The sequence below is a fragment of the Flavobacterium luteolum genome (assembly GCF_027111275.1).
GTDB lineage: Bacteria > Bacteroidota > Bacteroidia > Flavobacteriales > Flavobacteriaceae > Flavobacterium > Flavobacterium luteolum.
The window spans coordinates 664,851-678,107 of sequence record NZ_CP114286.1; the positions used below are offsets into that span (position 1 = coordinate 664,851).

Below are 13,257 nucleotides of genomic sequence, written 5' to 3' on the forward strand. Positions count from 1 at the left end.
GGCGATTTCTATTTCTATCTATTAAAGATCTAATTGGTAAACTTCGTCTAGTTCATCATTCGAAGCGATGTTTACATCTAAATCGGTTACAAAACCTGAATTTAATCCGTAAACCCATCCGTGAAGCATTAAATCTTGGCCATTTTTCCAAGCATTTTGTACAATAGATGTTTTTGCTAAGTTGTAAACTTGCTCTTTAGTATTAATTTCAACAAAAGCATTAAAACGCTCTTCTTCGTTTTCAATAGAATTCAAATATTTATCGTGCAGACGGTATTCATCTTTAATATGACGTAACCAGTTATCGATAATTCCAACAGACTGATGTCCCATTGCAGCTTTTACACCTCCGCATCCATAATGTCCGCACACAATAATATGTTTAATTTTCAAAACATTTACAGCATAATCTAATACACTTAACATGTTCATATCAGAATGCACAACCATATTGGCAATGTTACGGTGAACGAAAACTTCTCCCGGTTTTGCACCGACAATTTCGTTTGCAGGAACACGGCTATCAGAACATCCAATCCATAATAAAGGCGGTGATTGTCCTTTTGCTAAATCAGCAAAATAATTAGGATCTTTTGCCAATGAAGTTTCAACCCACTTTTTATTATTTTCTAATAACTGCTCATAAAATTTTCTCATTTTTTTTATTTTTTTGTGTGGTGATTTCTAATTTATAATAGTCTCAAAAAATGAACTTGATGTAAAGTTACCTAAAATTTGAGATTTCTTCTGCCTTAAAAACACCTTATTTTAATTATTCGCTTTTAACAACCTCTCTTTGAACCAGTTCTCTTTTTGCCACATCATAATAGTGTTCAATCGTAACATGATTACTATTTTCTGGCGTATTTTCCAATTCGTAAGCTTCTTTGAAACCTTTAAGCTTCACTTTAATATTTTCATCAACAGCTCTCGTCTCTTTAAATTCACGAATTAAATCTAAAACATCATGCGCGATGTACTCTGTATCATGAGCATTGATAATCACTTTAGAATTTTCAGGAATATGATTCAATGTTTGTTTAATCGCAGCTTTATTTAAAAACGAAACTTCTTGCGCTAAATCGATATGAATAATATCACCGTCTTCATATTCTTCTTTCTTGAAAACATAAGCTCTTTTCAAGTTTCCTCTTAGAACAAAAATAATACTGATGATAATTCCCAACGCAACACCTTTTAGCAAATCTGTCGCAACAACAAAGACCAAAGTTGCAATGAAAGGTACAAACTGGTATTTCCCCTTTTCCCAGAAATGCATAAAGGTTGCTGGTTTAGCTAATTTATATCCGACCAAAATCAAAACAGTCGCCAATGTTGCCAATGGAATCTTGTTTAGAATTGCCGGTATAGACAATACACTTATTAATAAAAGTACACCATGAATAATAGCAGACATTTTAGATTTTGCACCTGCATTATTATTTGCAGAAGATCTTACAACCACAGAAGTCATTGGCAAACCTCCTAAAAGAGAACTTATCATATTACCAACACCTTGCGCTCTTAATTCTACGTTGGTGTTTGTATAACGTTTTTGCACATCCATTCTATCAGAAGCTTCTATACATAAAAGAGTTTCAATAGAAGCGACAATGGCAATTGTAATAGCAACTACCCAAACTTGCGGATTTGTAACAGCAGTAAAGTCTGGGGTAATTATAATTGATTTAAAGTCATCAAAAGATTTTGGAACTGGCAAAGAAACCAAATGTTCTTTCGCAATTGCCAAAGTGCTTCCTGTAGATACAAATATTTCGTTTAAAACAACTCCTGCAATTACAGCAACCAAAGCTCCAGGAACTAGTTTTATTCTTTTTAAGAAAGGAACTTTTTCCCAAGCCAGCAAGATTACCAATGAAACTGCAGAAACTACTACAGCCCCTAAGTGAATATGATTTAAGACGTCAAACAAAAATGAAAATGAATTACTTCCATCGTTTTGAACAAAAGCCTGATCTCCTTCGAAATCTGCATCATAACCAAAAGCGTGCGGTATTTGTTTTAGGATGATAATAATTCCGATACCTGCTAACATTCCCTCGATCACGTTTGTCGGAAAATAGTTTGATATACTTCCTGCCTTTAAAAATCCTAATGCTAATTGAATTAATCCAGCAATAAAAACAGACATTAAAAATACATCGAAAGCTCCTAAATCGGTAATTGCGGTTAAAATGATAGCTGTTAACCCAGCAGCTGGACCTGATACACTAATATGCGACTGGCTTAAATATCCTACAACAATACCACCCACAACACCAGCAATAATTCCAGAAAATAATGGTGCTCCAGAAGCCATTGCAATACCTAAACACAACGGAAGAGCCACCAAGAAAACCACTAAACCTGAAGCAAAATCAGATTTAAGGTTGGCAAAAAGATTGATTTTTTTTGTCATAATATAATACTAAAAAAATTATTCATTAAAGATTTACCCCATCTCAATAGAAATGCGGCTAAAGTTCGAAATAATCGGAAGTATTATGCTACGTTAGGTGGTGGAGCAAATATGCTCGGAGATATGTTGTCTAGTTTGACAATATTTTCAGAAATAATTGTTTTTTTCTCGATATAAACCGGAATCAAAACTTCATGCTCAAGAATAGTAGGGTGAACTACATTTTTAAGTTCCTTATGCACTTCTTCTTCAGAGATACTAAAAGATATAGCCGTATTATTCCCTTTCTTAATCGCCTGAACAATTGTCGGGGTCGATAAGAAGGCAATAAATATGAATAGTAATATGCGGGCTACAAATTTCATCAGAACAAAAATAGCGTTAAACAAATAAAATCAAAGAAAATTCATAGAAATTTAACACAAACAAAAAAGCAGAATGCAATTTTTATTCCATTCTGCTTCTAATTATTTAAAAAACAATTATTTACAAAGTTTCTTCTAACCAAGCATTCATCATCCAAATCGTTTTTTCCTGCTCAGCAATGAAGTCACTCATCATAGAATTGGTACCTTCATCATTAATTTCATCAGATTTGTTCAATATTTCTCTCTCGATTTTCAATAAATCTGATAAAGAGTGAACAATCAATTGAACTGCCTTTTCATCGTTAGAAATATTTTTTCCAACCGTCAATTTATTGTTTTTAATATAATCTTCAAAAGTATGCAGAGGCGTTCCGCCAATTGTCAAAACTCTTTCTGCGATCATATCTATTTTCAATTGTGCATCAGTATATAATTCTTCGAATTTCACATGTAAATCAAAAAAACGCTTTCCACGAATATTCCAGTGAATTCCTCTCAAGTTTTGATAATAGACTTGAAAATTTGATAATAACACATTCAGTTCTTTTACTAATAATTCTGACTCTTTTACTGGTAATCCTAAAATATTTGTCTTCATAATCTAATTTTTTACACTAATTTACTACAAATTTAGAGTAACTTTACTAAAATAAACATAAATAAAAATTATATTTTCTTATTTTTGCATCACAAATTACTATCAACATGACTATAACTCAATTGCAATATGTGTTAGCGGTTGCTGAGCATAAAAATTTTACACTTGCTGCAGAAAAATGCTTTGTAACTCAGCCAACTCTTAGTATGCAAATACAAAAAATTGAAGAAGAACTTAATATTTTAATTTTTGACCGAAGTAAAAAACCGATTCAGCTTACCGATATAGGACAAAAAATCGTAAATCAGGCAAAAAATATCGTAAACGAAGCTGATCGTATAAAAGATATAGTAGAACAACAAAAAGGTTTTATTGGCGGAGAATTTCGTTTAGGAATTATTCCAACTATTATGCCTACGCTTCTACCAATGTTTTTGAATAATTTCATTAAAAAATATCCAAAAGTAAAACTCTTAATCGAAGAGCTTAATACAGAAGAAATTATCCTGAAACTAAAAAACGGACATCTCGATGCGGCAATTGCGGCAACTCCGCTTGAAGACGAAAAAATAAAGGAAATTGTTTTATACTTTGAACCATTTGTAGCTTATATTCCGGAACATCATGCTAGTTTCCAGAAAGAAGAAATAGAAGTTGCCGACTTAAACCTAAATGAAATCCTGCTTTTACAAGACGGACATTGTTTTAGAGATGGTATTTTGAATTTATGCAAAAACGTTTCTGACACCGACCAAACTAATTTCCAGATTCAAAGTGGAAGTTTTGAAACCTTAATTAAATTAGCAGACGAAGGCCTTGGTACAACGTTACTTCCGTACTTGCACACCTTAGACTTAAAAGAGTCCGACAAACTGAAGCTCCGAAACTTTAAGGAGCCAAAACCAGCTCGAGAGGTAAGTTTGATTTACCCAAAGAGCGAATTAAAGATGCAAATCATCGATGCACTCAGATCTACAATTGCAGGCGTCGTAAAAGGTGCAATTGTTTTTCAGAATGTTCAAATCATTAGTCCATTACAAAAGAAAGCGTAATAAAAAAGGAGCCAATTTGGCTCCTTTCTTTTTATACTTTAATTAGTTGTAGACTTTGTTTTAATTCTGGTTTTCCGACAACGAAATTCAGTAACCACTCTTGCAATTGTTCCATTTCGTAAGGTAACAGTGTTTTGATAGCTTTTTCTAACTCTTTGCAGAAAAGTATCGGATCGAAACTAACTCTTTCAAGTATTGATTTCGTGTAATCAAACATCATTTTTGACATAATAAAATAAGATTTTCGGGGGTTATCTATTTTTTTAAACTCGAACCAAATTTAAACAAATAACTAACATAAATACTACATTTAACTTATTTTTTTAAAAAATTTAGCAACGAATACGTTTTCTTAAAACACATAAATCAATATAGAATTATTCTAAATAACTCATTTAAACCTTTTTAAAAGCTCGAAACATTTCTCTTTTTCCTGGAGGCCCTGTTAATTTTTCCACAGTAAATCCGACTTCAATCATACTTCTTTTAACAACTCCTCGAGCAGCGTATGTAACCAAAACGCCATTTGGTTTTAAACTATTGTACATTTTTTGAAAAATCTCAGTACTCCAAAGCTCCGGCTGCACTCTATATCCGAAGGCGTCAAAGTAAATCAAATCAAAAATTTCAAAATCGTTTATTTCGTGAAAAAATTGTTTCCTTTTGGTTAACGAGAACAGGTCGCAAATTTCTGCCTTTTCATTCCATTCACTTTTATGCATTTTCTCGAAAATGTTCTCAAATTCCAATGCCTCAAGTTCAGCTGCATAATTCATTTCCAAGATTTCGTCTGCATCAACCGGATAAGCTTCTACTCCAACATAATCTATTTTCTGATTTTTTCTAATGGCTTCCAAATAGGTGATAAAAGCATTTAACCCAGTCCCAAAACCTATTTCTAAAATACTTATCGGATTTTCGAATAAAGAAAGTCCGTTTTTAATAAAAACATGTTTTGCTTCCTGAATTGCTCCATGTTTAGAATGATAACATTCGTCCCATTCAGGCAAACGAATTGTAGTTGAACCATCTAGCGTTTTAATTATTTCTCTTTTCACTTTTTTCAGAATTTTACAATGGCCCTTTATTGGTTTTAAAGCCATTTTAATAATCAAATTTAATCAAAACTAATGCGTAAAGCCTCAAAAAACCATACTTTTTTCATAAAATCTTTATAAAAACCAATCAAATATTTGAGTTTATTATAGGATAAATAAATCTCAGTCAAAAGCTATAAATAATGAATTTTCACTAAGCATTTTACAGATTTTTACTTAATTTTGCATTCAATAAATTCTATTTTACATGATATCATCACTTTAGTTTTTTCGACAGTGAAAAATATCTCACAAAAAAACTTACATAACTATGAGTACAACTCAAACAAGCAAAATTGAAATCATCAAAGCTGCTTCTACAAAAATCAATGAAGTAGATTTTGACAACTTAAGTTTTGGTGCTGTATTTACAGACCATTTATTCGAATGCGATTTTAAAAACGGGCAATGGCAAAATCCTGTCATTAAGCCTTATGCTCCTATTTTAATGGATCCATCTTCAAAAGTCTTCCATTACGGACAAGCAATTTTTGAAGGAATGAAAGCTTATAAAGATGACAATAATGATGTTTGGTTGTTTAGACCAGATGAAAACTTTAACCGTTTCAACAAATCGGCTGTAAGAATGGCAATGCCAGAAGTTCCTGAAGCTATTTTTATGGATGGTTTAAATGAATTATTGAAATTAGACAAAGACTGGATTCAAAGAGGAAACGGAGCTAGTATGTACATTCGTCCATTTATGATTGCGACAGGTCCTGGAGTTATCGCAAATCCTTCTGACGAATATAAATTCATGATTTTACTTTCTCCTGCAAAAGCTTATTATGGAGGTGAAGTAAAAGTTATCATTGCTGAGCATTTCAGCAGAGCTGCAAATGGTGGAATCGGTGCTGCAAAAGCTGCCGGAAACTATGCTGCTCAATTTTACCCAACTAACTTGGCGAACAAAGATGGTTTCCAACAAGTTATCTGGACAGATGATGCAACGCACACAAAACTAGAAGAAGCTGGAACAATGAACGTTTTCTTCAGAATTAATGACACTTTATTAACTGCTCCAACAAGCGAAAGAATTTTAGATGGTGTTACCAGAAAAAGTTTAATTGCAATGGCAGAAAAAGAAGGATTAAAAGTTGAAGTTCGCCCAGTAATTGTTTCAGAATTGGTTGAAGCTGCTAAAAACGGATCTCTAAAAGAAATCTTTGGAGCAGGAACTGCTGCAGTTATTAGCGTTATCAAAGGATTCTCTTATAAAGATGAATACTTCGAAATGGCTCCAATCGAGAATTCTTATGCTACTTTCTTAAAAGAAAAATTAACAAGTCTTCAAAACAAACTTTCTGAAGACACTTACGGATGGACAATTAAAGTTCAATAATCCAAAACCATTATAAAAAGAAACCCGATAAATTTACTTTTATCGGGTTTTGTTTTTTATAATAATTTCGAAAAATCAGGTTTAAAATAATTTGGGCCTTTCATTACTTTTCCGTCTTCACGATAAATTGGTTTTCCATCTTCACCCAATTTACTCATATTACTGCGTTGAATTTCATCAAATACAGCTTCTATTTTATCTTGAAGTCCGTGTTCTATAATTGTTCCGCACAAAATATACATCATATCTCCAAGTGCATCTGCAATTTCAACCAAATCATTATTTTGAACTGCCTCGTAATACTCTTCATTTTCTTCCTTCATTAAATTATAACGAAGCAATTTTTTCTCTGCTCCTACATCGGCAATTGGAGTTGCGCTATGGCCAATTTTAAAAGCAGTGTGAAATTCGGTTACGGCGTCAAGTTGTTTTTTCATATAGTAGTTTTCTTTTTTTTGCTAATTTAAGTCACTTTCTAATAAATCTGAAAATTTATTGAATGAAATGAAAAGCCAATTTAGCAGCAAATCGTTTACAAATCTCTAAATTTGCTAAAAATTTTTATAACTATGTTTAGTCAAGGACAAATACTATTTGGAGTATGCTTTTTTATCGCTTTTGTAATCATTATGATATTTGCTTATCGAAAAGATTTAAAATTACATAAAGTCTTTTATAAAGGAAATTACAAAGTACTCCTAGCCTTTCTGCTTTTTATTGTCCTTTTGTTCGTAATTAAAATATTTTTAAAAAGATAAATTATTCTGGTCGCCATAAAATAAACCTAATCATTATGGGTTATTAGTAAGACTCATGATAAATTTATAACTTTACCGAAACCAAACAATCTACCATGAAAATTCTAAAGTATTTATTTCTTTTTGCACTTTTAAGCTTTGTTGCTCTTACTGTTTTTGTTGCTACTCAGAAAGGAGATTTTTCTGTAGAAAGAAGTAAAGTTATCAATTCGCCTCGTGCAACGGTTTATAACTACTTAAATGACTTTAGAAATTACGAAGATTTTGAATCATGGTCGGTTGAAGATCCTTCTATCAAAATGACGTATGCTAATAAAACAAGCGGAAATGGCGCTACATTTTATTGGGATGGTGTTGATGGAAAAGGAAATTCTATTATCCTTAAAACAAAAGATGGCGAAAGTATTGACCAAAAAATGCAATTTGATGGTACAGAAGCTAATGTAAACTGGACCTTAAAAGATACTTTGAACGGAAAAACAAAAGTTACTTGGAAAGGAAAAGGAACAATGAGCTTTTTGTTTAAAATATATACCGCATTACATGGAGGTTCAGATAGAGTTATTGGAACTATTTACGAAAAAAGTTTAGCCAATATTGATAAAAACTTAGACTACGAAACCAAAACTTTTGCCGTTACAGTAGATGGAGTGATAAAGAAAACCGAAACTCCGTATATCAAACAGACTTTTACTAGCGAAATTGCCAAAATAAGTAAAAATGCTAGAATTGTAATTCCGAAGCTTATTCACTTTAGTGAAACAAATGGTTTGTCTGCGGTAGGAAAGCCTTTTATCATTTATCATACCTACGACACCAAAACTGGTTTAGCAAAGATTTCAATATGTCTGCCTATTAACAAAGAAATTTCAACTAGCTCGGGAAGCGATATTTTAGCTGGAAAATTAAATGGTTTTGACGCTGTAAAAACAACTCTTACTGGAGATTACTCTCATAGAAACGAAGCAATAGCTAAAACAACTGCTTACATTAATAACCAAAAAATTATTCCAGACTTAAGCTGGTCGCATCTTGAAATCTTGACTTTAAGCAAATTGGATGTAAAAGCTTCTTCAAAATTGGTAACTGAGATTTATTTCCCAATAAAGCCTAAAGTAGTTCCTGCTGCAACTGTTACCGAGCCTGTTTATGCTCCAGAAAGTACTGGCGAGACTACAAGCGAGCCACGTACAGAACAGCCACGCACAGAACCCGTAAAACGCAAACCAGCCGCACCAGCTCCTGCTCCAGCGCAAACACCTGCACAAGAAGAAGACTCAGAATTTTAAATAATTCCAAAGGTTTATTAAACCTTTTGCTTTAAATTCTGTCTAACTTCTATTAAAAAAAGTTTACAAAACAAAAAGTTTGATAGACGAGAAAGAATTTATAAAACAATTATTAACCCCTGAAACGCAAAATGTTGCGTTTCAAAGACTCTTGTCCGATTATCAGCGTCCTCTGTATTCTCATATTCGAAACATTGTTTTGAATCATGATGATGCTGATGATGTTTTACAGAACACTTTCGTAAAAGTCTTTCAAAATCTTAAAAACTTTAAAGGAGAAAGTAAACTTTTTTCCTGGATGTATCGCATTGCTACCAATGAAGCTTTGACTTTTTTATCTCAAAAAGCAAAATTAAATGGCATTTCGTCTGAAGATCTGCAAAACAAAACGATTGATAATTTAAAAGCTGATCTTTATTTTGATGGAGATGAAATTCAAATCAAACTTCAAAAAGCAATTGTAACGCTTCCAGAAAAACAGCAATTAGTTTTCAAAATGAAATATTTTGAAGAATTAAAATATGAAGAAATCGCAGAAATCTTAGGAACATCTGTTGGAGCTTTAAAAGCATCTTATCATTACGCAGTAAAAAAAATTGAATTATATGTTACATCAAATTAAACCTTTTGTAACAAAAACTATCTTATAAGTATCATGAAAACATTTAAATTAGAAAACGAACCCAAAATAAAATCTGGTTTTAAAACCCCAGACAATTATTTTGATAATTTTCCAGAAAAGGTTTTACAACAATTAGACGAAAAAGAAGTTAAAGTAATTCCTTTTTACAAACGTAACAAAACAATTTGGATGGCTGCTGCTGCCGTAATTGGATTTGCATTGTTAATTCCTGTCATAAATAATTATAAAGCAAACTCAAACGATCTTGACGAAGCTACTTTGGAAAACTATTTATCTTATCATTCTAATATCAGCCAATACGATTTAATTCAAACCTTAGACGACAGTGATATTGAAAAATTAGGCAACGATGTTACTTTGGAAGACGAAACATTAGAAGATATCTTGGCGACAAGTCCAAACTTAGAACACTTAATTTCAGAACAAAATTAAATCAAACTTAACTCAACAACTTAGCTTAACAATGAAAATAAAAAACATTTTACCACTCCTGCTATTTCTGACAAGTTTTTCAATTTTTGCCCAAAGCGGAAAAATTGATGAAAAGCGAGAAAAAATCAAAGCTTTTAAAGTATCTTTTTTGACAACAGAATTAGAATTAACTTCAACCGAAGCAGAAAAATTCTGGCCAATTTATAATGCTTACGACGATAAGCAATATGAATTAAAGTATTTAAAAATGAAAACGTATCTCAAAAAGCTTAAAGATGATAATCTTGTAAATCTTTCAGATAAAGATGCTGCAACATTATTATCTCAGATTGAAAGTACAGATAAGGAAATATATCAGCTTCGAGAAAAATATACGAATAGTCTAAAAAAAATACTTCCAGCAAAAAAAATATTATTGCTTAAAAAATCAGAAGACGACTTTAATAGAAAATTATTGCAACAATACCGAGACAAAGGCAATAAAGACTAAGAATAACAAAACAACAGCGATAAGAACCCTATATAATAATACTTACTTTATTATTTAGGGTTCTTATTTTTTTATTTAAAATTCAGTCGAACTACTTTATTATGTCCAGCTGCGATTGCAGTATTTCTGTTTACAAAACGAATGGTAAAAAATTTGGTATCTGTAGAAAGCTGCATCCAGTTTTCACCACCATTTTGAGAATATTGTATTCCTTCTGAACCTACACAAACAATTTCTCTTCCATTACCTCCAGGAACATATTGAATGCATGATGCATAACCAAATCCCATATTCTGACCAATTAATTGCCAAGTCTTGCCACCATCTTTTGTAAAAGCTTTATTATTGGCTTTATTATTAGGAAGGTCGTAATCTCCTCCTGCAATGAAACCTTGTTTAGAATCATAAAAATCGGCAGTAAAAATTCCTGTCATTTGCTTTCCTTGCACAATAGGAGTTTCTACAACTTTCCATGTTTTTGCTTTATCAGGAGAATAAAAAACACGTGCTTTTTTTCCACCTGAAACTAACCATGTATCATTTCCTTTTATAACGATATTAGTGTTACTTGCAGCAAAAGCAGCCTCTCCAGTACTATTTGTTGGCAATTTATCAGACAGTAATTTTGTCCACGTTTCTCCACCGTCACGAGTAACAATAATTGAGAACGTATCCTCTGTTGGATCACCAATTGCAATTCCTTCCTTATCGTTCCAAAACTGCATGCTATCGTAAAATACTTTCGGATTAATTTCTTTATAAACCAATTTAACTTTGCGGTCTTTTTTTGAAACTGAATAAAGGAGTGCCGGATTTGCAACACTTAGCAAAAAAATATCTTTTGAAGTTTGTGCAATACTTCTAAATTCTAATTTAAGTGTATCACGATAAATATGTTCTTCAAATTTTTCTTTTTTATCCAAATCATAATAACCAAAACGAGAATTATCTGCCCCATACCAAACTTTATTTTTATCAATAAGAATTGCTCTAATACTTATTCTGTCTTTGAATAATGTATCTACAGTCATAGATGTGAAGCCATTATTGTAAACAACGTCAGTTTTATAGTTAAATGTCCTAAAAGACATCAGTAAAATAAAAATAACACAAAATAAAGCGAGTTTTTTCATAGGAAATTTAAAATTTGGTTAACGCTAAAATACAATTAATTCCCACATAGAAAATAAATTTTCCCATTTTTTTCGACAGGCCTATTTATTGTTTCATTTACAGAACTTTATACAAAAAAAAATATTAGCAAACATTTATTCAAAATTAAAAAACTAACAATCAACTATTTACATACACCGTAATAACCTTCAAATTTTATGGCACAGTAATTGGATATCTCCTATCACAAATAATTTAATACAAATTAGCCATGAAAGCGAATTTACTTTTAATAGCGATATCAGCCTTAGTTTTTAGTTCTTGTGCTGTACAAGGCCAGACTACTGTATATGCAAAAAACTCAGATATAAGCGATAACTTAGATTTAAGAGCTGTTGCTTCAATGTTTGGAGAATCAGCTAACCTTCAAGATTTTGAAAGACGTTTAAATGATCCAAAATATCAAATATCAAATTTAGACCTTAATGGCGATAACGAAGTAGATTATCTTCGTGTTATTGAGAGCGTTGAAAACAGAACACACGTTGTAATTATTCAAGCTGTTTTAGATCGTGATGTTTACCAAGACGTTGCTACTATTGATGTAGAAAGAGACAATTACAATAAAGTAAGCGTTCAAATTGTTGGTAACACGTATTTGTATGGAGCAAATTATATTTATGAACCCGTTTACAGTGTAGCTCCTGTTATTTACACCTCATTTTGGGTAACAAATTACAGACCTTATTATTCAACCTGGTATTGGGGCTATTACCCAACGTATTATGCGGCATGGAGACCATATCCTGTTTATAGATACAGAAACAATATTAACGTTTGCATCAATGTACACAACACATACAACTATGTAAACGTGAGAAGAAGTTACAGAGCTCCAGCAATCTATGAAACAAGACGTACTTATGGATATGAAAGAATGCGTCCGAACAACAGTTTTGCAGAAAGACATGCTAACACAACCAACAGATATGATTTAGATCAAAGACGTGTTACGAGCAGAGAAACTAGCAGAAATACATATAATACAAACAGAAATTATACAGGTAGAACTTCTGATAACGGAATTTCTAACAGAACATACGCTGATAATAAAAACACAACAAGCAGACCTACTGTAGACAGAAGTAACAATAGCTATGGTAATAGCAACAGCAACAGAGGTTACAACTCTACAGGCAGAAGTTCTGAAAGTGTAAATACTGAGAGAAGCACAAATCGTGATTATTCTACTAGAGTAAATAATTCACAAAGAGCTGAGAGTACTCCAAGAGCACAAAATACCCAAAGAGTAGATTACGGAAGCAGCAATACTTCTGCTACATCAAGAGGATATTCTAATCGTGAGACAGCTGCTCCAAGAGCCGAAAGAAGTTCAAGAAGTTACTCAGAAAACCAATCTAGTGGAAACAATAGAGATTATTCTGCTAGACCACAGCAAAATCAGCGTTCAGAATCTCCAAGAATGAGCCAGGAATCTTCTAGAGTAAGCCAAGAATCTCGAGGAGGACAGAGCCAAAGAGATAACGGATCTAGTTCTAGAGGGAACGGCAGAAGAGGTTAATTTTAGAATAAATAATATTTAAAAAGAGAAGCACAATTTTACGATTGTGCTTTTTTTTATCTTTTTAATTTTAA

The 13,257-nt window shown here is 32.2% G+C and carries 15 protein-coding genes; 7 read left to right on the forward strand and 8 right to left on the reverse strand.

Annotated elements, in window-relative coordinates; translation table 11 throughout:
• Positions 1 to 21: 21 nt before the first annotated feature.
• The 4 genes from can to OZP10_RS02575 all read right to left on the reverse strand — a co-directional run bounded on the left by can (position 22) and on the right by OZP10_RS02575 (position 3,385).
• Positions 22 to 657, reverse strand: a complete 636-nt coding sequence (can, locus tag OZP10_RS02560; protein ID WP_111288601.1) for a carbonate dehydratase — start codon at positions 655 to 657, stop codon at positions 22 to 24.
• Between the two features lie 115 nt (positions 658 to 772).
• A complete protein-coding gene (locus tag OZP10_RS02565; protein ID WP_281633379.1) occupies positions 773 to 2,419 on the reverse strand; it encodes a SulP family inorganic anion transporter in 1,647 nt (548 codons plus the stop codon).
• Positions 2,420 to 2,502: 83 nt separating this feature from the next.
• Positions 2,503 to 2,784 (reverse strand): hypothetical protein, encoded by a 282-nt coding sequence (locus tag OZP10_RS02570; protein ID WP_281633380.1) that lies wholly within the window; start codon positions 2,782 to 2,784, stop codon positions 2,503 to 2,505.
• A 121-nt stretch (positions 2,785 to 2,905) separates the two neighbouring features.
• Positions 2,906 to 3,385, reverse strand: a complete 480-nt coding sequence (locus tag OZP10_RS02575) for a Dps family protein (RefSeq protein WP_095928924.1) — start codon at positions 3,383 to 3,385, stop codon at positions 2,906 to 2,908.
• A 107-nt stretch (positions 3,386 to 3,492) separates the two neighbouring features.
• On the opposite strand from OZP10_RS02575, the gene OZP10_RS02580 reads away from it, so the two are divergent.
• Entirely contained in the window at positions 3,493 to 4,437 is a 945-nt protein-coding gene (locus OZP10_RS02580) for a LysR substrate-binding domain-containing protein (protein WP_281633381.1), read from the forward strand.
• A 31-nt stretch (positions 4,438 to 4,468) separates the two neighbouring features.
• Here OZP10_RS02580 and OZP10_RS02585 read toward each other — a convergent pair whose 3' ends face one another.
• The gene (locus tag OZP10_RS02585; protein WP_095928926.1) at positions 4,469 to 4,666 is read right to left on the reverse strand and encodes a hypothetical protein; all 198 of its coding nucleotides are present in this window, start codon (positions 4,664 to 4,666) and stop codon (positions 4,469 to 4,471) included.
• A gap of 166 nt (positions 4,667 to 4,832) precedes the next feature.
• Positions 4,833 to 5,495, reverse strand: coding sequence for a tRNA (5-methylaminomethyl-2-thiouridine)(34)-methyltransferase MnmC2 (mnmC2, locus tag OZP10_RS02590; RefSeq protein WP_281633382.1), 663 nt, complete (start codon positions 5,493 to 5,495; stop codon positions 4,833 to 4,835).
• 310 nt (positions 5,496 to 5,805) lie between these two features.
• Between mnmC2 and OZP10_RS02595 the strand changes: the two genes are divergently transcribed.
• Entirely contained in the window at positions 5,806 to 6,876 is a 1,071-nt protein-coding gene (locus OZP10_RS02595) for a branched-chain amino acid aminotransferase (protein ID WP_281633383.1), read from the forward strand.
• Positions 6,877 to 6,932: 56 nt separating this feature from the next.
• Here the strand turns inward: OZP10_RS02595 and OZP10_RS02600 are convergent, their stop codons facing one another.
• On the reverse strand, positions 6,933 to 7,313 hold the full coding sequence (locus OZP10_RS02600) for a pyrophosphohydrolase domain-containing protein (RefSeq protein WP_057116704.1): 381 nt from the start codon (positions 7,311 to 7,313) through the stop codon (positions 6,933 to 6,935).
• 416 nt (positions 7,314 to 7,729) lie between these two features.
• Here OZP10_RS02600 and OZP10_RS02610 point away from each other — a divergent pair, with 416 nt between their 5' ends.
• The 4 genes from OZP10_RS02610 to OZP10_RS02625 all read left to right on the forward strand — a co-directional run bounded on the left by OZP10_RS02610 (position 7,730) and on the right by OZP10_RS02625 (position 10,488).
• Complete coding sequence (locus OZP10_RS02610) at positions 7,730 to 8,923, forward strand: SRPBCC family protein (RefSeq protein WP_281633384.1); 1,194 nt, start codon at positions 7,730 to 7,732, stop codon at positions 8,921 to 8,923.
• Positions 8,924 to 9,002: 79 nt separating this feature from the next.
• The gene (locus OZP10_RS02615; RefSeq protein ID WP_281633385.1) at positions 9,003 to 9,545 is read left to right on the forward strand and encodes an RNA polymerase sigma factor; all 543 of its coding nucleotides are present in this window, start codon (positions 9,003 to 9,005) and stop codon (positions 9,543 to 9,545) included.
• 33 nt (positions 9,546 to 9,578) lie between these two features.
• A complete protein-coding gene (locus OZP10_RS02620; protein ID WP_281633386.1) occupies positions 9,579 to 9,998 on the forward strand; it encodes a hypothetical protein in 420 nt (139 codons plus the stop codon).
• Between the two features lie 148 nt (positions 9,999 to 10,146).
• Positions 10,147 to 10,488, forward strand: a complete 342-nt coding sequence (locus OZP10_RS02625; RefSeq protein WP_281633387.1) for a sensor of ECF-type sigma factor — start codon at positions 10,147 to 10,149, stop codon at positions 10,486 to 10,488.
• Between the two features lie 71 nt (positions 10,489 to 10,559).
• On the opposite strand, the gene OZP10_RS02630 is transcribed toward OZP10_RS02625, so the two are convergent.
• Complete coding sequence (locus tag OZP10_RS02630) at positions 10,560 to 11,621, reverse strand: beta propeller repeat protein (protein WP_281633388.1); 1,062 nt, start codon at positions 11,619 to 11,621, stop codon at positions 10,560 to 10,562.
• A gap of 251 nt (positions 11,622 to 11,872) precedes the next feature.
• Here OZP10_RS02630 and OZP10_RS02635 point away from each other — a divergent pair, with 251 nt between their 5' ends.
• Positions 11,873 to 13,183 carry a hypothetical protein gene (locus OZP10_RS02635; protein ID WP_281633389.1) on the forward strand — a complete coding sequence of 437 codons (1,311 nt, stop codon included), beginning with the start codon at positions 11,873 to 11,875 and terminating at the stop codon, positions 13,181 to 13,183.
• The last annotated feature ends 74 nt before the right edge of the window (positions 13,184 to 13,257 follow it).